At 52.9% G+C, this 21,021-nt stretch carries 16 protein-coding genes; 13 read left to right on the top strand and 3 right to left on the bottom strand.

Annotated features, from left to right (window positions below):
- The first annotated feature begins 130 nt into the window (after positions 1–130).
- The 10 genes from CPA50_RS06540 (at position 131) to prpF (ending at position 13,756) form a co-directional block, all read left to right on the top strand.
- A complete protein-coding gene (locus CPA50_RS06540) occupies positions 131–1,285 on the top strand; it encodes a ShlB/FhaC/HecB family hemolysin secretion/activation protein (protein ID WP_096781613.1) in 1,155 nt (384 codons plus the stop codon).
- A 115-nt stretch (positions 1,286–1,400) separates the two neighbouring features.
- Positions 1,401–2,951, top strand: coding sequence for a glucan biosynthesis protein G (locus CPA50_RS06545; RefSeq protein WP_096781614.1), 1,551 nt, complete (start codon positions 1,401–1,403; stop codon positions 2,949–2,951).
- A gap of 39 nt (positions 2,952–2,990) precedes the next feature.
- Positions 2,991–3,260, top strand: a complete 270-nt coding sequence (locus tag CPA50_RS06550; protein WP_096781615.1) for a hypothetical protein — start codon at positions 2,991–2,993, stop codon at positions 3,258–3,260.
- Entirely contained in the window at positions 3,253–5,376 is a 2,124-nt protein-coding gene (gene mdoH, locus CPA50_RS06555) for a glucans biosynthesis glucosyltransferase MdoH (RefSeq protein ID WP_227519513.1), read from the top strand. The genes CPA50_RS06550 and mdoH overlap by 8 nt, the downstream gene beginning before the upstream one ends.
- Positions 5,377–5,426: 50 nt before the next feature.
- The gene (locus CPA50_RS06560; RefSeq protein ID WP_096781617.1) at positions 5,427–7,013 is read left to right on the top strand and encodes a glucan biosynthesis protein; all 1,587 of its coding nucleotides are present in this window, start codon (positions 5,427–5,429) and stop codon (positions 7,011–7,013) included.
- A gap of 120 nt (positions 7,014–7,133) precedes the next feature.
- Positions 7,134–7,814, top strand: coding sequence for a GntR family transcriptional regulator (locus CPA50_RS06565; protein WP_096781618.1), 681 nt, complete (start codon positions 7,134–7,136; stop codon positions 7,812–7,814).
- A gap of 17 nt (positions 7,815–7,831) precedes the next feature.
- Positions 7,832–8,719, top strand: coding sequence for a methylisocitrate lyase (gene prpB, locus CPA50_RS06570; protein WP_096781619.1), 888 nt, complete (start codon positions 7,832–7,834; stop codon positions 8,717–8,719).
- A gap of 17 nt (positions 8,720–8,736) precedes the next feature.
- The gene (gene prpC, locus CPA50_RS06575) at positions 8,737–9,867 is read left to right on the top strand and encodes a 2-methylcitrate synthase (RefSeq protein WP_096781620.1); all 1,131 of its coding nucleotides are present in this window, start codon (positions 8,737–8,739) and stop codon (positions 9,865–9,867) included.
- Positions 9,868–9,891: 24 nt separating this feature from the next.
- Positions 9,892–12,504 (top strand): Fe/S-dependent 2-methylisocitrate dehydratase AcnD, encoded by a 2,613-nt coding sequence (acnD, locus tag CPA50_RS06580; protein ID WP_096781621.1) that lies wholly within the window; start codon positions 9,892–9,894, stop codon positions 12,502–12,504.
- A 73-nt stretch (positions 12,505–12,577) separates the two neighbouring features.
- On the top strand, positions 12,578–13,756 hold the full coding sequence (gene prpF, locus CPA50_RS06585; RefSeq protein ID WP_096781622.1) for a 2-methylaconitate cis-trans isomerase PrpF: 1,179 nt from the start codon (positions 12,578–12,580) through the stop codon (positions 13,754–13,756).
- Positions 13,757–13,840: 84 nt separating this feature from the next.
- Here the strand turns inward: prpF and CPA50_RS06590 are convergent, their stop codons facing one another.
- Positions 13,841–14,602: a PEP-CTERM sorting domain-containing protein gene (locus CPA50_RS06590; RefSeq protein ID WP_096781623.1), complete on the bottom strand. Its 762-nt coding sequence runs from the start codon at positions 14,600–14,602 to the stop codon at positions 13,841–13,843.
- 275 nt (positions 14,603–14,877) lie between these two features.
- On the opposite strand from CPA50_RS06590, the gene prpD reads away from it, so the two are divergent.
- Both prpD and CPA50_RS19625 read left to right on the top strand, forming a co-directional pair.
- Positions 14,878–16,362, top strand: coding sequence for a 2-methylcitrate dehydratase (gene prpD / locus CPA50_RS06595; protein ID WP_096781624.1), 1,485 nt, complete (start codon positions 14,878–14,880; stop codon positions 16,360–16,362).
- Between the two features lie 188 nt (positions 16,363–16,550).
- Positions 16,551–17,270 (top strand): PEP-CTERM sorting domain-containing protein, encoded by a 720-nt coding sequence (locus CPA50_RS19625; protein ID WP_227519514.1) that lies wholly within the window; start codon positions 16,551–16,553, stop codon positions 17,268–17,270.
- 65 nt (positions 17,271–17,335) lie between these two features.
- Here the strand turns inward: CPA50_RS19625 and CPA50_RS06605 are convergent, their stop codons facing one another.
- Both CPA50_RS06605 and CPA50_RS06610 read right to left on the bottom strand, forming a co-directional pair.
- Entirely contained in the window at positions 17,336–18,379 is a 1,044-nt protein-coding gene (locus tag CPA50_RS06605) for an ExeA family protein (protein ID WP_096781625.1), read from the bottom strand.
- Between the two features lie 20 nt (positions 18,380–18,399).
- Complete coding sequence (locus CPA50_RS06610) at positions 18,400–19,308, bottom strand: XrtA system polysaccharide deacetylase (RefSeq protein ID WP_227519515.1); 909 nt, start codon at positions 19,306–19,308, stop codon at positions 18,400–18,402.
- A gap of 292 nt (positions 19,309–19,600) precedes the next feature.
- Between CPA50_RS06610 and CPA50_RS06615 the strand changes: the two genes are divergently transcribed.
- Positions 19,601–21,007: a TIGR03013 family XrtA/PEP-CTERM system glycosyltransferase gene (locus CPA50_RS06615; RefSeq protein ID WP_096781626.1), complete on the top strand. Its 1,407-nt coding sequence runs from the start codon at positions 19,601–19,603 to the stop codon at positions 21,005–21,007.
- The last annotated feature ends 14 nt before the right edge of the window (positions 21,008–21,021 follow it).

The following is a 21,021-nucleotide window of genomic DNA, read 5'->3' on the forward strand; positions in this document are numbered from 1 at the left end:
CTGTTTTATTAAATATTAAATTTGTAAACTTTGGAAATTGGCACTGGATTATGGTGTTGTATTTTTTTACAGTGTGCCCCTTACTTTAAAGTACCGTAATTCCGGTTCTGTTCTTCAATGAGGTTTTTCTGTGGGACGCATTCTGCTGACAACCCTGATTTTTGGCATGATGGCCGCCCAGGTTTCAGCTAACAACGAGAAATCTTCCGGCGAGTCTCCTTTGTGGGACCTTTACCCTGTGGATCTTCTGCAGTCGGTCACCCGATACGTCGCCGCCCATACCGAGCTCTCCGGCAATTCCAGCCTGACCAGCGAAAAAGCAGACGGCCGTCTTAATCTGACCAGCAGTAATCTGATCTGGTCCCGGCATGTTCTTGGCCTCGATTTCAGTGATTCTGTTGCCCGTGAGGGTAGTGCGGAATCCACAACACTTGCACTGCGTTACTCCTTTCCACTGGCTGGGAACAATTTCCGGATTGATCTCGAAAACAGGGACTATGCGGGTGCTGTGAGCGGTTCCGGGCAGCGTTACAACATCCGGGGGAAGCGCCGTAATCTTAAAGTGGCGGGTAACCGTTCTCTCTGGTCCTGGCAGGGTATTGAAGTCGATAGCATCTTTTCCCACACCAGCGGTAACAGTAGTGCGTTTGAAGATTACGTATGGGTAGAGGATTCCACTCATCGGCTCTCAAGCTTTGGTCTGCAGAGTTCTGCCTCCCGGGCGTTGGCTGGCGGGCTGTATGCGACAACATCGTTGACAGCGATCGGTGGGCTGGATTCCCGGGAATCCAGCAGTCTGACAGGCAACAGCAGCGATGTAGATGGCTTTCACAAACTGGCCATTGAGGCTTCTCTCAGCAAAGAGGTCCAGAGCTGGAGCCTCGGTCTTCATGGGCGTTATCAGTTTGCCCCTGAGGATTTGCCATCCTCTGAGTATCTCCGTATTGCCGGCCCGGCCATGATGCGGGGGTTTAATGGACAGTCGGTGCATGTTTCACAAGGTGGCTGGCTCCGGATGAATGCCCGTAGTCCGGGATATCACTGGTCGTTTGCACCTGAACTGAATTCAACGGTAACGTTTTCATTGCTGCAAGGCTGGGCGCCTTATTCTGCAGCACAGTCTGACCGTTTCGGTAGTACCAGTACCGGTGAAATATCCCTGCAACTTTATTCCAGAGATTTTCGTGCAGACATGAGTATTGGCCAAATGCTCAATGCCTCTAATGCTGCGCTTCTGATGCCTGCCAGCCCGGATCTTTCCCTCTCGATTTCCATCGGTATCTGACCGCTGATTCTTCTTTCGCTCTGCTCCTTTTCGATGCCTCGTTACTAAGATGTCACTTGAGGACTGCCTCGCACCGAGTGTTACATTGAGAGGCTGGTTTACAAGGAGTTTGGCAATGAGAGGGTTACGGCTGCCCGTATTTTTTACATTGATTACTACGATGGCGCTTTGTGGTTATGCCCAGGCGTTCGGGTTCAATGATGTGATCAAAAAAGCCAGTGCCATGTCAGGTGAAACCTACAAGGAGCCACCGAAGGCGCCTGACTTCCTGAGAAATCTTGGCTATTCAGAATATCAGTCTATTCGCTTCAAACCAGACCAGAGCCTCTGGCGCTCTGGTAGATCGCGGTTTCAGGTAATGATGATTCCCCAGGGTAGTTTCTATTCCAACGCAGTCAGGCTCAATGTTATCGACGGTGAAGGTGTTCACCCCATAGGGTTCGATAAAGCCATGTTTGATTACCCCAGCCCGGAGCTTGCCAAAAGGATTCCCGCAGACCTCGGTTATGCCGGGTTCAAGTTGACCTATCCGTTGTCCGGGAAGGGCACCCAAAACCAGTTTCTGGTGTTTGGCGGAGCAAGTTACTTTCGGGGCGTTGGCGCAAACCAGAGTTTCGGGCTTTCCGGACGGGGCGTGGCTGTAGACACAGGCTTGCCTTCCGGGGAGGAATTCCCGGCATTTACCGAGTTCTGGATGGAGCATCCCAAGGCAGGGAGCGATGTTATGGTGGTCTATGGGCTACTTGACGGGCCAAGCCTGACTGGTGCTTATCGCTTTGAAATCTATCCCGGTAAAAGTACAAAGATGGATGTTACTGCACAACTGTTTTTCCGGGATGACATAGAGCAGTTGGGGCAGGCTCCGCTTACCTCCATGTTCTTCTATGGTGACAACACTCTGCGTCCACGGGGAGAGTGGCGTCCGCAAGTGCACGACTCCAAAGGTTTGTTGATCAACGATGGCTTAACGGGTGAGTGGCTTTGGCGCCCGCTTGTGAACCCGGCCAGGCTGCAGTTGAGCTATCACCATGTCCAACGTCTTGACGGCTTCGGCCTGATTCAGCGTGACCGCGAGTTCGATGACTTTCAGGACGGTGAAGCACGCTATGATCGCCGGCCGAGCATGTGGGTGAAACCTTCCGGCGCAGTCGATGACGGCTGGGACAAAGGCGAAGTTGTGCTGGTAGAGATCCCATCCAGTGCGGAATCCAACGATAACATTGTGGCTTTCTTCAAGCCGGATCAGCCGGCGACCGACGGAGCAAGCCGCAAACTGGAATATTCGGTGATGTTTGGAGAGCCCGACATTACCGGACAACCGTCTGCCCGGGCTGTACGGACCTTTGTGGGCAAAGGTAACGGGCCTGATGAACAGGGTGAGGCCTTACGGATGGTTGTTGATTTCAAAGGCGGTGAACTGGCGGGATTACGCCCGGATGCGGCTGTTGTGAGCCAGGTGAGTGGTGGTGAGGGTGTTGAAGTAGTAGAGCACTTTGTTGAATACATTGAAGCCAGGGATGTTTGGCGTTTATCAATTCTCGCAGTTCCTTCGCCAGAGCAGTCGCTCAATTTGCGAGGCTTTTTGACCAAGGACGACAAGCAAGTTACGGAGACATGGACCTACCTGCTTGGGCCTTCAACAGACCTTCGTGGGAATTCCGGCTAGCTCTTAAACCGGTAACCAGAAACAGGCAGGGAGACACATATGGAAGACATTTCCTTTCAGCATGTATTCAGCCGGGTATACAGCTATTTGTGTGAGGCGGGCGTTGAAATGACCAGTGAGCGCTGCCGACAAATGCTACAGCTTATTGATGATGCTATGGCCGCGGTTGGCGAGGATAAAGGTGGTCATCGTCTCTTACAAAACGTTATGGACAGGCTGCCTGATTACTTTTCCATTCCTGAAGCCCGGATTCCTCTGGTAGCGCCGCCTCTGAGTCGAGGTAGCATAGGATATCGTGGCCGTGGATAAGGCCCCGAGGGACGCCCCCGCGAAACGCTCCTGGCGAATGGTGGCGAATCTGCGTCGTGCGGTTTTGATGTTATTTGTATTCGGCCAGACTGCCGTGGCTTCCTATTATCTGTTGTGGGTATTGCCCTACCATGGCGGAACCCTTCTCGAAATCGGCATGCTGGTGCTTTTTGCCATCCTCTATGCCTGGATAGCTGTCGGATTCTGGACGGCCGTCTTCGGGTTCGTCATCAGGCTGATGGGCGGCGATAGCCACTCCATACTCAAGCGCCATAAAGAAGAGGAATTGCTGGAAACGCCTTTGGCGAAAACAGCCGTGCTGCTGCCTGTTTACCATGAGCCAGTGCATTGGACTCTCAGTGGCCTTAAAGCCGTGTATCGGGATATCGAGCGAACCGGCCAGATCGAACACTTCGAGTTTTACATACTCTCTGACAGCCGGGATCCTGATGTCTGGCTGGAGGAGCAGGTTGCATGGAATCAACTGGCCAGGGAGCTTGGCGGTGAGGGGCGGATTTTCTACCGCCGACGCCCGGTAAACCTCAACTACAAGAGCGGCAACGTTGCCGATTTTCTCCGTCGGTGGGGGAGGCGTTGCAAGTATATGGTTGTACTGGATGCCGATAGCCTGATGACGGGTAACACTATTGTCCGCATGGTGCGACTGATGGAGCGCGAACCGGACGTCGGTATCCTCCAGACCAATCCGAATATCATCAATGGCCAGTCCCTGTTTGCACGGATTCAACAATTCGCCAACCGCTTCTATTCCACCTTGTTCGCCAGTGGGTTGGCGGCTATCCAGATGGGCGACGCTGCGTTCTGGGGCCACAACGCCATTCTCCGAATCGATCCCTTCATGAAACACTGCGGATTGCGTAAGTTGCCCGGTATCGGAATCTTCGGCGGTCCTATCATGAGCCACGATTTTGTTGAGGCGGCGTACATGGGGCGTGCCGGCTATGAAGTATGGCTGGAACCAGGCCTGAGTGGCAGTTATGAAGAATCACCACCAACCCTGGCGGACGAGCTTGCCCGGGATAGCCGATGGGCTAAAGGCAATCTCCAGCACCTGTGGATCATGTTGCGGGAACCCGGCCTCCGCTTCGCCCACAGGATGGCATTTCTCAACGGTATTATGGCCTACGTAGCTTCCCCGTTGTGGCTGGGTTTCCTGATACTGACCACGATCGCAGCTGCCGATATGACGCTCTCGCCCATCGAATACTTTCCCGATGGTCATCAGGGGCTTTTCCCTCTCTGGCCCGAATGGCGGCCTGAGTGGGCGCTGGGCCTTGCACTGAGCACTCTAGCTCTGCTGTTTCTGCCAAAATTTCTGGCAATTCTCGACGCCATGATCCACAGGTTCACCAGGGAGTTTGGTGGCTTTTTTCGTCTTTTCTGTAGCGTCATGCTGGAAATCGTTATTTCGGTGTTGCTGGCTCCCGTGCGCATGTGGGCACACAGCCGTTATGTGGTCTCGGCCCTCCTGAATGTTTCCCTGCAGTGGGCGGGCCAAAACCGAACAGAAGAAACAGGCTGGAAAGAAGCATTGATCACCCAGTTGCCCGGGATGTTGTTAGGTGCTGGCTGGTCTGCATTTGCCTGGAGTCTGGATACCATGTTTTTCCTCTGGTCATTGCCCGTGGCCTTGCCGCTGATTCTGGCTGCGCCGACGGCCGTGTACCTCAGCCGGAATTCCCTTGGGAAGGCGCTCAGAAAACGGCAGCTCCTGCTTATACCGGAGGAAATCAGATCCATGCCTTTGCTTGAAGACGCGGTTTCGTTCCGGGCCGGTGACATTGCAGACTCCCCCCTTACGCCACTTGAGCAGGCTGTCTTGAGGCTTGATCACAATTGCCTGCATCAGGTCCTGGCCTGGGATCACCGGTTTGGTTCGCGCAAGGCTGAGCTTGAGTCGTGTGTGGCTCGATGTCTTGAAGACGGTCCGGGCGCACTGTCACCTTCCGAAATGAGCCAGATCGCCAGGGACAGGGAATCCCTTCGGGTATTGCACGAAGGTGCCTGGCGGGCGCCACCCGACAGTTTCTGGGGCCGGGCTATCGGAAGGCTGAATGCGCAAACTGAAGACTCAAGCGAAAGACACACAGCCTGATATGGCTCTTACACTGAATCTGCCAGTTTCCTGCCTGGAGGAGAAAGATTATGGATCGACGGACTCTTGTGAAAACTCTAATAGCCGGGCTTGGGGTGAGCGCACTGCCAATGGCCCCTTTGGCATGGGCACAGGAACCGGAATCCGGCGATCCCGATGACAGCAGTCCTTTCAGCTATGCATGGCTGAAAGGACACGCCAAAGAACTCGCCAGTCATTCCTATATATCCCACGAGGGCGAACTGCCCCAGAGCCTCAAACAGATTTCCTGGGACGACTATCAGGCTATCAGGTTTCGCAAGGATCACGCGCTGTGGGCTGATAGCGAATCTGCCTTCCAGGCTCAGCTTTTTCATCTAGGGCTTTACTTTCAATCTCCCGTCACTATTCATGAGGTGATAGACGGAAAAGCAACAATGCTTCGCTACAACCCGGAATTTTTTGATTACGAGGGTGAACAACCACTCGGTGACCTGCCGGGAAATCTTGGATATGCCGGTTTCCGCCTTCATTATCAGACCAATTTTTCTCTGGATCTGGCAGCGTTCCTCGGTGCCAGTTACTTCCGCGCAGTAGCTTCGGAAATGCAGTATGGAATGTCTGCCCGGGGACTGGCTATTGATACTGGTGTAAGCGGGGAAGAGGAATTTCCGAGGTTCAGCGCCTTCTGGCTTGAGCGGCCTCAGCCTGGTAGCCAGGTTATACGCGTGTGGGCATTGCTTGATTCACCCAGCACCACTGGCGCATATGCGTTTGTGCTTGATCCGGGCCGTAACTTGGTAATGGATGTAGATGTAGCTCTGTATCCACGCACCGAGATCAAACGGGCAGGTATAGCGCCCCTCACCAGCATGTATCAGGTTGGTGAAAATAACCGACGCATGGATTACGACTGGCGCCCGGAAATACATGACTCTGATGGCCTGGCTTTGCTATCCGGTAGTGGGGAATGGCTTTGGCGACCACTGGAAAACCCTGCCCATCTGCGTTTTAACAGCTTTGCCGATAACAACCCCCGGGGGTTTGGTCTGTTGCAGCGTGACCGTAATTTCGACCATTACCAGGATGATGGCGTGTTCTATGAGCGGCGTCCAAGTGTGTGGGTCGAGCCGAAAGGCGACTGGGGCAAGGGCAGTCTTGATCTGGTAGAGATCCCCACTGTGGATGAAACCTTCGACAATATCGTTGCATTCTGGCACCCGGAGCAGGCACTCAAGCCGGAGCAGGAATATCTGTTTTCATACAGATTGCACTGGGGGGAACAGGCGCCGGTCAACCCGAGAGAGCTTGCGACCGTGCAGGCGACCCGAACGGGCCTTGGCGGCGTTATCGGTCAGAAGCGTGAATACTTCTCCTGGCGCTTTGCCGTAGATTTTGCCGGAGGCGTGCTTGAGATGCTGGGTGAGGATGCTGAGGTAGAGGCTGTTATCAGTGCCAGCCGGGGCGAAGTGGAAATAACCTCGGCACGCCCATTGTCTGCAATCAATGGCTACCGGGCGATGTTTGACCTGGTTCCGGGCGACTCCGAGGAACCTGTGAATCTCCGTATGTTCCTGCGGCTGGGGGATGAGCCACTCACAGAGACATGGGTCTATCAGTACACGCCGCCACCAGAATCCGGGCGGAAGCTTTACTGATCTACCTCCAGCTCCCCACATCAGGCTTCCGGAATTGTTAACAATAAAATTTCATATTGTTGACAATATCCGGGTTCTGGCGTAGATTTCGCCAATAATAGTTAATATTGTTGACAAAATATGTCGGATATCGCTTCGCAAACCTACACTCGAGCCGATGAGGCTTTTGATTGTCTGCAAACGGCAATCGTTAAAGGTGATCTCGCTCCCGGGGATAAAATCGGCGAGCTGGATCTTTGCTCCCGTTTTGACCTGACACGCGGACCGCTTCGAGAAGCACTTGGTCGCCTCGAATCCCGAGGGTTATTGGTTCGTCGTCCTCATGCCGGTGTAAGAGTTGTTTCCCTGAGTACTTCGGAGCTGGTGGAGTTGTACCGCATAAGGGAGGTCATGGAGGGGCTCGCAGCCCGCCAGGCTGCAGAACGCATGACCGACCAGGAAATTGCCGATCTCAAGGCTACTCTGGATTCTCACGAAGCCATGATCGACGAAGCCCGTGGCCAGGCCTATTATCAGGCTGAGGGGGATTACGACTTCCATCATCGTATCGCCACTGGTAGCCGGAACACAAAGCTGGCTCAGATGCTCCTTGGTGATCTCTATTACATGGTGCGAATGTATCGCTATCGGCTAAGTACCTCCGCTGGTCGTCCCCACCTTGCTTTAGGAGAACACCGTCGTATTGTTGAAGCCATTGCCCAGCGTGATGGTGAACTTGCAGAATTTCTGATGAAAAGACACATCAACGCCGCTCGTAAAAATATCGAGAAAAAGATTCAGGAAGGCGTTTTAACCATCTGATAAGAGAGGGAAATAACATGTCCACTAAGCTATCTCCGGGCGCACGCTTTCGCAAAGCCCTGAACGACAACAAGCCCCTGCAGATTGTAGGAACCATCAATGCTTACGCTGCCATGATGGCTGAAAAAGTAGGGCATCAGGCTATTTATCTTTCCGGTGGTGGCGTGGCTAACGCCTCATACGGGCTGCCGGATCTTGGCATGACCAGCATGAATGATGTGGTAGAAGATGTACGCCGCATCACCGCAGCCACCGATCTGCCTCTGCTCGTGGATATAGATACGGGTTGGGGCGGGGCGTTCAACATTGCACGCACCATTCGTGAAATGGAACGCGCAGGCGCGGCGGCTGTGCACATTGAAGATCAGGTTGCCCAGAAGCGTTGCGGGCATCGCCCGAACAAGGAAATCGTTTCCAAAGAAGAAATGGTTGACCGGATCAAAGCAGCTGCAGATGCCCGTGTAGATAAAGACTTCTTTATCATGGCCCGCACTGACGCCTTCCAGAAAGAAGGCCTGGAAGCAGCCATCGATCGCGCCAAAGCCTGCATTGAAGCAGGTGCCGATGGTATTTTTGCTGAAGCCGTTACCGAGCTTGAGCACTACAAAGCGTTCTCTGAGGCCCTGGGTGACGTGCCACTGCTGGCTAACATCACCGAATTTGGCGCAACGCCGCTTTATAACCGCAAAGAACTGGGCGAGTCCGGTGCCAGTATGGTGCTGTATCCACTGAGCGCATTCCGCGCCATGAATAAAGCAGCGGTGACCGTGTACCAGAATATTCTGGAAAAGGGCGACCAGAAAGATGTGGTTGATCTGATGCAGACTCGTATGGAACTTTACGATTACCTGAACTATCACGATTTCGAGCAGAAGCTGGACCAGTTGTTCCAGCAGTCAAAATAATTAAAGGAGAGAGACCCATGGCAGAAGCAAAGAAACTCGGTGGCGCAGGTCTGCGCGGTCAGGTAGCGGGTGAAACTGCATTGTGCACCGTCGGCAAAACCGGAACCGGCCTGACTTATCGCGGTTATGATGTCAGCGATCTGGCCGATAATGCCCAGTTTGAAGAAGTAGCCTACCTGCTGCTGCGCGGCAAGCTGCCGAACCAGCAGGAACTGGATGCCTACAAGAAGAAACTTCAGAGCATGCGGGGGCTTCCCGCTGCATTGAAGACCGTTCTGGAGCAGATCCCCAAAGACGCTCATCCCATGGATGTGATGCGCACCGGTTGCTCCATGCTGGGCAACCTGGAAACCGAGATGGACTTCAGCGAGCAGGACGACAAGATCGACCGACTGCTGGCAACCTTCCCTGGCATCATCACCTATTGGTACCGCTTTGTTCACGACGGTGTGCGTATTGATACAGAAGGTACCTGTGACTCCATCGGTGGCCACTTCCTTGAGCTGCTGCATGGCAAGAAGCCCAGTGAGCTGCATGAACGGGTTATGAACGTATCCCTGATTCTGTATGCAGAACACGAGTTCAACGCTTCTACCTTTACTGCCCGGGTATGTGCATCCACCCTGTCTGACATTCACAGCTGCGTGACCGGTGCAATCGGTACTCTGCGAGGCCCTCTGCACGGTGGTGCCAATGAAGCGGCCATGGAGCTGATTCAAAGATTCCAGAGTGCGGACGAAGCAGAAGAAGGCCTGATGGGCATGCTGTCGCGCAAGGAAAAAATCATGGGCTTTGGCCACGCGATATACAGCGTGTCTGATCCGCGCAACGTGATTATCAAAAAGTGGTCTGAAAAACTGGCCAAGGAAGTGGGCGATACCGTTCTGTATCCGGTTTCTGTGCGTTGTGAAGAAGTTATGTGGCGTGAGAAGAAACTGTTCTGTAACGCTGACTTCTTCCATGCATCGACCTACCACTTTATGGGCATCCCGACCGAGCTGTTTACGCCGATCTTCGTTATGTCCCGTGTATCCGGCTGGACCGCCCATGTGAAAGAGCAGCGAGCCAATAACCGTATTATCCGCCCAAGCGCTGATTACACTGGCCCGGATCATGCTGAGTGGCTGCCGATTGAGAAGCGCGCTTAAATAACAAGGGATACGAGGCTTCTGATGAACACTAACTATCGCAAACCGCTTCCCGGCACAGACCTGGATTATTTCGACACCCGTGAGGCTGTTGAAGATATCCAGGCCGGTGCCTATGACAAGCTTCCGTACACCTCCAGGATTCTGGCTGAACAGCTCGTTCGCCGTTGCGATCCTGATGCACTGACGGATTCACTGAAACAGCTTATTGAGCGCAAACGGGACCTGGATTTTCCCTGGTATCCGGCTCGCGTGGTTTGCCACGACATCCTGGGCCAGACCGCCCTGGTAGATCTGGCTGGCCTGCGTGATGCAATCGCCGAAAAGGGCGGTGACCCTGCCAAGGTAAACCCTGTGGTCCCAACACAATTGATTGTGGATCACTCGCTGGCGGTTGAGCATGCCGGCTTCGAGAAAGACGCGTTCGAGAAGAACCGGGAAATCGAAGATCGCCGGAACGATGACCGCTTTCACTTTATTAACTGGACTAAAACCGCGTTTAAAAACGTGGATGTGATCCCGCCGGGGAACGGCATCATGCACCAGATCAACCTGGAGAAAATGTCTCCGGTTGTTCAGGCGCGGGCTGATGGTGAAGGCAAGCGCGTTGCTTTCCCTGATACCTGCGTAGGTACAGACAGCCATACTCCAATGGTCGATGCCCTGGGTGTTATCTCCGTGGGTGTTGGTGGTCTGGAAGCCGAGAGTGTGATGCTTGGCCGTGCTTCCATGATGCGCCTGCCGGATATCGTTGGTGTCGAACTCACCGGAAAGCTGCAGCCAGGTATCACCAGTACCGATATGGTGCTGGCCCTGACAGAGTTCCTGCGTAAAGAACGTGTAGTAGGAGCCTATCTGGAGTTCTACGGCGAAGGTGCAGACAGCCTGACCGTTGGTGATCGTGCCACCATCTCCAACATGACACCGGAATACGGTGCCACTGCAGCTATGTTCTACATCGATGGTCAGACCATCGATTATCTGAAGCTGACCGGTCGTGAAGATGATCAGGTTGCTCTGGTAGAAAGGTATGCGAAACAAACTGGCTTGTGGGCCGAAGCCCTCAAGACTGCCGAGTACGAGCGTGTTCTGAAGTTTAATCTGTCTTCCGTCACCCGTACACTTGCAGGTCCCTCTAACCCTCATGCACACCTGCCGACCTCCGAGCTGGCAGAGCGTGGTATAGCGGGTGAGTGGGAACAGGAAGAAGGTAAAATGCCGGATGGCGCTGTTATCATCGCTGCCATTACCAGCTGCACCAACACCAGCAACCCTCGTAATATGGTGGCTGCTGGCCTGATTGCCCGCAACGCCAACAAACTGGGCCTGACCCGTAAGCCTTGGGTTAAGTCTTCCCTGGCTCCGGGTTCCAAGACTGTCAAGATGTACCTGGAAGACGCTGAGTTGCTGCCTGAGCTGGAAAATCTCGGCTTTGGTGTAGTGGCGTTTGCCTGTACTACGTGTAACGGCATGAGCGGCGCACTGGATCCGGCTATCAGAGACGAAATCATAGATCGTGACCTGTATGCGACAGCCGTGCTTTCAGGCAACCGTAACTTCGACGGCCGGATTCACCCCTACGCCAAACAGGCGTTTCTTGCCTCGCCACCCCTGGTTGTGGCCTATGCGATTGCAGGCACCATCCGCTTCGATATTGAAAAGGATGCGTTAGGTTACGACAAAGATGGAAATCCGGTCACTTTGAAAGACATATGGCCGGATGACGCGGAAATCGACGCCATCGTGAAAAAATCGGTGAAGCCGGAACAGTTCCGCAGCACCTACATTCCGATGTTTGACATTACCCGTGATGCACAAGCCAACACTAATCCTCTTTATGACTGGCGCAAGATGAGTACCTACATCCGCCGCCCTCCATACTGGGAAGGTGGCATGGTTGGTGAGAAGACTCTCAAGGGTATGCGCCCACTGGCTGTTCTGCCGGACAACATCACAACCGATCACCTGTCTCCGTCCAACGCAATCATGATGGACAGTGCTGCCGGCGAATACCTGCATAAAATGGGCGTGCCCGAGGTCGACTTCAACTCGTATGCAACCCACCGTGGCGATCACCTGACCGCCCAGCGTGCTACCTTTGCCAACCCGAAACTGTTCAACGAAATGGTGTTGGATGAAAACGGCAATGTGAAGCAGGGCTCTTTTGCGCGGATTGAGCCGGAAGGCAAGGTCACCCGCATGTGGGAAGCCATTGAAACCTACATGGAGCGTAAGCAGCCGCTGATCATCATTGCCGGTGCAGACTATGGCCAGGGATCGTCTCGTGACTGGGCTGCGAAAGGCGTAGCTCTGGCAGGTGTTGAAGCGATTGCTGCTGAAGGGTTTGAGCGTATTCACCGTACCAACCTGGTTGGTATGGGTGTGATGCCCCTGCAGTTTGAGGAAGGCACAACGCGCAAAACTCTGGATATTGAAGGTACAGAAACCTTTGATGTAGAAGGCACGGCTGCGCCAGGTGCGAAGCTGACTCTGGTAATCCATCGCAAGAACGACAGCACCGAACGGGTGCCGGTGATCTGCCGGTTGGATACCGCAGAGGAGTTGTCTGTCTACTCAGCTGGCGGCGTACTGCAGCGTTTTGCCCAGGACTTCCTGGAATCTGAAGGCGCAGCGTGAAAATGAGGCCTGGCTGCTATCCGGAGCCAGGCCTTGTATTCAACCAGTCATTGCTAAGAGTGAGAGCAACAAGATGAGCAAGGCTCCCCAAATCAGAATACCCGCTACCTATATGCGTGGCGGCACCAGCAAGGGTGTGTTCTTCAGGCTGAACGATCTCCCGGAGAGAGCCCAGGCCCCTGGCCCTGCGCGGGATAATATGTTGTTGCGCATTATTGGCAGCCCCGATCCCTACCAGAAGCAGACTGACGGTATGGGCGGCGCTACATCCAGTACCAGCAAAACCGTTATTCTGAGCAAAAGTGCCCAGCCGGATCACGATGTGGATTACCTGTTCGGGCAAGTAAGCATTGATAAGCCTTTTGTGGACTGGAGCGGCAACTGCGGCAACCTCACTGCAGCCGTCGGCGCCTTCGCTATTAATAGTGGCTTCGTGGCAAAAGAGCGCATCCCGGAAAATGGCACGGCAGTTGTTCGCATCTGGCAGGCAAATATCCGTAAAACCATCATTGCCAACGTGCCAATCACCAATGGTGAAGTGCAGGAAACCGGTGACTTTGAACTGGATGGCGTAACCTTCCCTGCAGCCGAAGTGCAGGTAGAGTTCATGGACCCGGCCGACGGCGAAGGTTCCATGTTCCCCACCGGTAATCTGGTGGATGAGCTGGAAGTTCCGGGCGTTGGTACCCTGAAAGCCACCATGATCAATGCCGGCATTCCAACCGTATTCATCAATGCGAAGGAAGTTGGCTACAAAGGATCGGAGCTGCAGGACGACATCAACAGCGACCCCAAAGCCCTGGCGATGTTTGAAACTATTCGTGCGTACGGCGCTGTAAAGATGGGGTTAATCCAGAACATTGAAGAAGCTGAATCCCGGCAGCACACCCCGAAAGTAGCCATCGTAGCACCACCGGCGGACTACACTTCATCAAGCGGGAAGAAGATTGCTGCAGGTGATATTGATGTGCTGGTTCGCGCACTGTCCATGGGCAAGCTTCATCACGCCATGATGGGTACAGCTGCAGTCTCAATCGCAACCGCAGCAGCTATTCCGGGAACACTGGTAAACCTGGCGGCGGGTGGTGGTGATCGCACATCCGTTACCTTCGGCCATCCCTCGGGTACGCTGCAGGTAGGTGCAGAAGCTAAAGAAGTGAATGGTCAGTGGACAGCCACCAAGGCCATTATGAGCCGTAGTGCCCGAATTCTTATGGAAGGTTGGGTAAGGGTTCCAGAGGATAGCTTTTAAGCAAAAGCCATTTGGTCTTTCGACCAAATGGCTTTCATTTCCAGGAGAGTCAGTTTAATTGCTGAGACTCTGCATCAGGTCCTGTCAGGAGCGACGCGCCAAAAAACGGCGTCTTGCTCCGAAACCAATCAAACCCATCGCCAGCAGTGCCAGAGTTGATGGTTCTGGAACCGGCTGCGGATCCGGATCTGGTGTAATCTGACCAAGGTCGCCGATTACCATATCATCGAATGCAAAATAGTCACCCCCGCCGGCATTGGTAAATGCAATGCTGGTGTATGTTTCCTCGAGATCGTAAAAACCGAAGAACAGAGTTGCATTAGCGCTATTCGGGATATTCAGAGAATGGGGAACCGTAAGCGCTGAGGTCTCTCCAGAGGAGTTGGTGAGGTTCAGGATCATTTGAGCGGTCACAAAGTCCCCGATATCAATACCGTTGAAGCCGAAGGCGCTCACCGGATCCGTAAAATCAATCGTAAAGGCTCCCGTGGTGACTTCCCAGTAATTGACTCCGGATGTTGGAAAGCGTCCGGGACCTGAGGTGCCAATGTCGCCTGTGCCGGTTATAGTCGCAGCCAGAGCACCTCCACTGCCGGGAAAGCTCAGGCCGAGGGGTGAGCTGTCGCCGGCGGAGAAGGATTCAAAATCTTCGTTTCCCACGCCAGAAAGGTTTGAAAGGAAGTCATTTCTGGCCTGGGTAGAGTTAGGTCCCAGTACCCCGGTTGTGGCGGGATCTTCGCCGAAAAAAGTGACTGGTGCGGCAACTGCGTTTGCAACGCCACCCAAAAGAACAAGCGCCATTGACGCGCCTGCGATACGTCCACCGAATTGAAATTTCCTGCTCATTGGTTTCGTCCTTATCTATTTTTTGCCCGGTGTGCAGTTGGGCGTTAAGAGGCTTCACGCCTGCACTAATGTTGTAGCAAGCAAGGGGCCAATATATGAATATTCATTTAAATCAGTAAGGTGAAAATAACTTCAGGATCAAAAGTTCAAACAAGTGTTAAATTACCTGACGGTTTTCAGGGTATCGAGCCGGCATGTCGGGCCTGTGTACACTGAATTTCCGGTCAAAGAAGCTAGACTCCATTGGTAGCAAGTAAACAAAGGAGAGTAGTCCTGTGTCAGCAACATTCGATCTGAACGAACGCCCTGATTACGATGTGGTGCTGCAGAAAATTGCGGATTATGTGCTCACCTACCGGATTAACAGCGACGACGCCTGGAGCACGGCCCGCCACTGCCTGATTGATACCCTTGGGTGCGGAATGCTCGCACTGCGTTTTCCTGAATGCACCAAACACCTGGGGCCTTTGATTGAGGGTACGGTAGTGCCTCATGGTTCCCGGGTGCCGGGTACGTCATTCCGCCTCGACCCCGTAAAGGCAGCATGGGATATTGGCTGTATCATACGTTGGCTGGATTACAACGATACCTGGCTGGCGGCCGAATGGGGGCATCCCTCAGATAATCTGGGTGCTATTCTGGCTGTTGCAGATCACCTGTCCCAGAAACGCGTTGCAGAGGGCCGGGAGGCTCTCACCATGCGCTCGGTTCTGGAAGCCATGATCATGGCCCATGAAATACAGGGTATTCTGGCATTGGAGAACTCGTTTAACCGGGTTGGGCTGGATCACGTTGTGCTGGTGAAAGTTGCATCCACTGCAGTCACCGCCAAGCTCATGGGCGCGAACCGGGAACAACTGCTTTCTGCGCTTTCTCACGCCTGGGTAGATGGGCAGGCTCTTCGAACCTACCGCCATGCGCCCAATGCCGGTTCCCGTAAATCCTGGGCTGCTGGTGACGCCACCTCTCGGGCCGTTCGTCTTGCAGATATTGCCATGCGCGGAGAAATGGGTATTCCCGGAGTGCTGACGGCTCCCCAGTGGGGCTTTTACGATGTGCTGTTTACAAAAACAAACAGAGATCAGGCGCTCAAACCAGAAGACAAGCGCCAGTTTTTATTGCCTCAGCCGTTTGGTTCCTACGTAATGGAAAATATTCTGTTCAAGATTTCCTTTCCTGCGGAGTTCCATGCTCAGACGGCCGCCGAGGCTGCAGTAACGCTTCATCCTCAGGTTAAAGACCGGCTTGGCGAAATTGACCGGATTGTTATAACCACACATGAGTCTGCCATTCGTATTATTTCCAAGCAGGGCAAGCTTGCGAATGCCGCTGACCGCGATCACTGCCTGCAGTATATGACTGCAGTACCACTTATTTTTGGCAATCTTAACGCAGAGCACTACGAAGACGGCTTTCACGCGGCTCATCCGATAATCGATACGCTGCGGGAAAAGATGGAGGTCGTTGAAGATGAGCGGTATACCCGTGAATATCTGGAGGCTGACAAGCGCTCTATTGCAAATGCTGTCCAGGTGTTCTTTAAGGACGGCTCCAGCACAGATAAAGTTGCGGTGGAGTACCCTATTGGGCACCGCCGGCGCAGAAAAGAGGGTATTCCTCTGTTAAAAGACAAGTTCAGGGAAAATCTTGCCACCCGCTTCGCAGGGCAGAGGTGTCTGGAGATTTTCAACATTTGTAATGATCAGCAGTCGCTTGAATCGGCATACGTTCATGACTTTGTGGAGTTGTTTGTAGTTTAAAAAGAAGGGCGGCTGGAATATCACCCGGTTTAGTGGTTTTGGTGTCAGGATTATTTACAGCATATATATTAGGTGACTTTTAAGTCTATGAATAACAACAGGTAAATATGATGGCATGAATCGTGCTTTTGTTTTTTTCAGTGTCGAGAATATAAACGGCTGAATCTGAACACCAGGGAGTACGATCGTTGAATACAGCAATTAAAGTAGTAGCGGCAGTGGCAGCATTGAGTGTGTCTTCGTTGGTCAGCGCCGTGCCAGTTCTGACTATCAGTGACCAGGGGTATAGTGCCGCCACTGCGGCTGAAGCGGCATTCCTGTCATCGCTCTCCGGCAGTGTAATCACCGAGTCTTTTGACAGAGGCTATGCAGCCGGCGATCAGGCCACGACAATTAACTCGGTTTTTGGCGTTGGTTCCTTCACCAGCGTTACTCCCGGGACGGGCGGCGCCTGTAATAGCGGTAGTTACAGTTGTGCAGATGGTCTTGCTGTTCTGAGTTCGGCAACTTCTCCATTCAACGGTCGTTTTGCATTGTCTTCGCCTCAGTGGCTCGACAGTATGGATGCCAGTGAAATGACAATTTCGCCAACTACCGGGTATAACTCGATAGGCTTTTACATGACGGACCCCAACGATTCCAGTGGTCGTTTTTCCATAGGTGGTCTGGATTTTAGTTTCGGTGATATTTTTGGTAGTTCGCTCGGTAGTGGCAATGTGTTTTATGTCAGTCTGTTCGATGCTGCGGGGCTTGGCGATGTGAGCATCTTCTCCAACGCCAATGGCGATGGATACGGGTTGGATAACGTTACTATCGGCTCTGTTGCCGTACCTGAGCCCGGTACTTTTGCGCTTTTAGGGCTTGGGCTGCTTGGCCTTGGTGCTGCGCGGAAAAGAGCATCGAAATAGTCAGTCAGGACTGGTTCTGATAAAAAAATCCCGGACATGTCCGGGATTTTTTTTTGCCGCTGCGCCTATTTTTTGCGTCCGGGTGAGAGTGGTTTCACGTTGTCAGGCGTGCCAACATTCTGTTTCTGGAGTGGCGGTTCCTCCGGGAAGGCAGTGGCCAGGCGGCTGTCAATTCGCTCCAAGGCTTCCGCCATGCGTACCAGCGCGTTAGCTATCCCGGCCATGTCTCCAGAATGGGCTCCGCTTTGTTCGTGAACGGAGTGTTCCTGCTTCCTGAGTTCGGCTGTTTTGGGTGTGTCCGGCGGAAGCTCGTCTCCCAGCAAATCCTTGCGAATGGATTTGAGGTCATGAGGGTCGATAAACGGACGGTCTTCGGAGTAGGCACACATCATCATGCCATCACATAGCTTGTTGATCAGCCTCGGAATGCCTTTGCTGAGCTTGTGAATTTCGCGAACAGTGTCGCTATCGAACAGTTTGTTACCGCCGTGGCCGGAAACCAGAAGCCGGTAGTCGATATATTCGGCTGTTTCAGCAAGGCTGAGCCCTTCCAGGTGGAAGAACAGCTTTACCCGTTGCGCAAGCTGAGGAATGTCCAGAACCGCCTGTTTCAGCTCAGGCTGGCCCAGCAGGATAACCCGCATGGAGGGCCCTCCCATGCTTTCCATTCCTGCCAGCATGCGAACATCTTCAAGGTTTTCCCGGGTAAGGTTCTGCGCTTCATCAATGGTCAGAACCACCGGAGTACCCGCCGCAGCCATTTTCTCCAGATAATCTGTGATCTGGAATAGCATGGCGACTTTGCTTTCGTCTTCCACCTTCATTCCGGCTTTACGGAGAATCAGGCCAAACAGGTCCCTGGATTCCAGGTTGGTATAGGAAATGTTGAGCAGTTTCAGATTGCCTTCGAGGTTGCGGATGGTTTTCTTCAGAAGCGTCGTTTTGCCAGACCCTATTTCACCGCTGATAACCACAAAGCCTTCCGAGCTCCAGATCGCCGAAGACATGTACACATAAGCACGGGAGTGCTGCTGGCTCATGTAAATAAAATCATCTTCCGGAGTAATGCGGAAGGGGTGTCTGTGGAGACCGAAAAATTCCAGATACATTTACAGTTCCTGTCTCTGACTCAGGCGAGGCGGATCAACTGATCGCTGCGCAGCAGGGTTTTGTCTGGTTCGTAAGCGTTGTAGCTTTCGCTGACGGTTCCGAACCTGAAATCCTCAAGTAATCGCTCAAGGCGATCGTGGCATTTATTCAGATTAGTATAATGCCGGAAACGTGAGAACCAACTTGCATTATTGTAACGTGGCTGCTCCGGGTCTATCTCCCAGGGGTGCAGGTAGAACATCTGGGGCCGGGCTCCAAAGCCCGAAGCATTGCGGAACAGGTAACGAAATACCGGGTAGGGGAACTGACGGAAATAACCGCCCCCGGCCGCCGGTATGGACAGCCCCATTACATGGGCCGTGGTTAGCGGGAACTCGCGGATAATGGCCCCGCTGCTGGTTTCAATGGAGTAGGGCGCAGACGGCGAGCCGGGTATGCCATAGCGGTCGTGCCGTACAGGAAATATGCTCGAATCCCATGTGAAGCCGGCTTCGCTCAATATATCCAGTGCCCACAGGGATTCGCGGGTAATAGAGTAGCTTGCAGCACGATAGCCTTCTACCACTTTGCCGGTGATGTCTTCAAGCAAGGCTTTAGAGCGCAATGTCTCCTCCCTGAATACATCCTGGGTCTGACTGTAAATCAGTTGGTGGCTGTACCCGTGGGAGGCGATTTCATGGCCATGGTCAGATAATTTCCGGATAAGCGCAGGAAAGCGTTCGGCTACCCATCCGAGCACAAAGAAGGTTGCTTTTACCTGATGTTTTTCAAACAGGGCCAGCAGGCGTTCAGTATTCTGTTCAACCCTGGAAGGCAAGGTATCCCACTGTTCTGGCCGTATTACGCCGGAAAGAGCTGCAACGTGGAAGTAGTCTTCTACATCTATACTCATGGCATGCAGGGGTGAGGATTTTTCCGTTCCGGGCATGGGCTCTCCTTTCCAGTCATACCGATTGATCAATTTTCACCTACTGACTGTGCAAATACAATTCCTGATGCGGGTAATTCCCTTTTGCCGGCAAAACAATGTAAAACTGTGTTACTAAAAGATACAAAGAGTTGAGATTACACCTTGGTAAGTGCAATATGTGCACCAAGTTAAAAAGGAGCCGGTGGTAAGGGGTCGCTCATTGTCGGTATGAGTGTTCGCTGCCGGAGAATCTGATGTTGGTCTGTCGCACAGTGGTATAAAGTGTGTTCAGGCGACAAGGAAGTTTTGAGTGTCTTATATAAGATTTCGGAAACATTACCTCCATATTCCCTACCTGGTGCTCGGCGCACTGGAATTTCTTGTTCTGTACGGAATTTTTTCCTTTCTTGGCGCACTGCTTTCGGTTGTGGGCGTTGGTTACCCCTTCGTTGAAACAGATGCTCTGTCAGCAAGTCTCTTTGCGCTTATTCTGAGTTGCGGAACGCTCGCCATGGGCGGCTATCTAGCAATGGTTTATGAAAGCGTTTCTGCGCTCTTTTTTCGCACATTGGTTGCTTACTGCTTTGTAGGCGGGATCGGGCTCAAGCTTCTCTATCTGGTGGTTCCGTCACTGAACCCGGGCAGTACAAATCTTTTCTGGGCCGTAATTTTTTCTTCTCTGGTTGTCATCATTCTGCGACTGATATTCCTCCGGATCGTGGATTCGGAAAAACTCGTCCGGCGGGTGGTGATATTCGGAGCTGGTGATTTTGCGGCGAGCTTGCTGGATGAGTACGAGCGCAACATGCGTGCCCTTGGCGTCAGGATTATTGGTTGTATAGCGGATAATCCGAATGGTGCCGTTGATCCCGAAAAGATGCTGCCCACGCCTTACGATTTTTATCAGTTCTGCCGGCAGAACCGGGTTTCAGAAATTGTTGTTGCACAGCAGGAGCGCCGGCGCAGTGAGGGTGGCTGGTTGCCGGTACCTGACCTGATGGAGTGCAAGCTCCGTGGTGTTGCTATAACCAATGGTATCGACTTTTACGAGCGTGAGCTGAAAAAGGCCAAGCTTGATATGGTTCATCCGTCATGGATTGTGTTTTCCGAAGGATTCAAAGCCTCGAAAACCCGGGATTTTGCAAAACGCTCCCTGGATCTTCTGATCAGTCTCACACTTCTGGCAGTAATGCTTCCGTTTATTATACTCACAGCTATTGCGGTCTTCCTCGAGACGGGGCGACCAATACTGTATAGCCAGACCCGAATAGGGATGCTGGGTAAAGAGTTCCGTATCTACAAGTTTCGCAGCATGCGGCAGGATGCAGAGAAAGACGGTAAAGCCCGCTGGGCCTCAGCCAACGACAACCGGGTTACACGGGTAGGGGCGTTTATACGCAACACCCGCCTGGACGAACTGCCCCAGATCTATAATGTAATTAAAGGTGAAATGAGCATCGTCGGGCCGCGCCCGGAAAGACCGGAATTTGTCCTGGAACTGAAAGAGAAAATTCCGTTTTACGATACACGGCATTATGTAAAGCCTGGCTTAATGGGCTGGGCACAGCTTAAATATCCTTATGGTGCGTCGGTTGAAGACGCCCGGGGCAAGCTGGAGTACGATCTTTATTACTCAAAAAACCACAGCCTTTTGATGGATTTTCTGATCATGATCCAGACCGTGGAAGTGATTCTCCTCGGTAAAGGCGTTCGATAATAAACAGACCTGGA

Origin of the sequence: Marinobacter sp. ANT_B65, assembly GCF_002407605.1 — a bacterium.
Classification (GTDB): Bacteria; Pseudomonadota; Gammaproteobacteria; order Pseudomonadales; family Oleiphilaceae; genus Marinobacter.

Bases quoted from the DNA above. Each gene is read 5' to 3' on its own strand.
- CPA50_RS06545 (WP_096781614.1), top strand. From the start codon at position 1,401: ATGAGAGGGTTACGGCTGCCCGTATTTTTTACATTGATTACTACGATG.
- CPA50_RS06550 (WP_096781615.1), top strand. From the start codon at position 2,991: ATGGAAGACATTTCCTTTCAGCATGTATTCAGCCGGGTATACAGCTAT.
- CPA50_RS06560 (WP_096781617.1), top strand. From the start codon at position 5,427: ATGGATCGACGGACTCTTGTGAAAACTCTAATAGCCGGGCTTGGGGTG.
- CPA50_RS06565 (WP_096781618.1), top strand. From the start codon at position 7,134: ATGTCGGATATCGCTTCGCAAACCTACACTCGAGCCGATGAGGCTTTT.
- prpB (WP_096781619.1), top strand. From the start codon at position 7,832: ATGTCCACTAAGCTATCTCCGGGCGCACGCTTTCGCAAAGCCCTGAAC.
- prpC (WP_096781620.1), top strand. From the start codon at position 8,737: ATGGCAGAAGCAAAGAAACTCGGTGGCGCAGGTCTGCGCGGTCAGGTA.
- acnD (WP_096781621.1), top strand. From the start codon at position 9,892: ATGAACACTAACTATCGCAAACCGCTTCCCGGCACAGACCTGGATTAT.
- prpF (WP_096781622.1), top strand. From the start codon at position 12,578: ATGAGCAAGGCTCCCCAAATCAGAATACCCGCTACCTATATGCGTGGC.
- CPA50_RS06590 (WP_096781623.1), bottom strand. From the start codon at position 14,602: ATGAGCAGGAAATTTCAATTCGGTGGACGTATCGCAGGCGCGTCAATG.
- CPA50_RS06605 (WP_096781625.1), bottom strand. From the start codon at position 18,379: ATGTATCTGGAATTTTTCGGTCTCCACAGACACCCCTTCCGCATTACT.
- CPA50_RS06610 (WP_227519515.1), bottom strand. From the start codon at position 19,308: ATGCCCGGAACGGAAAAATCCTCACCCCTGCATGCCATGAGTATAGAT.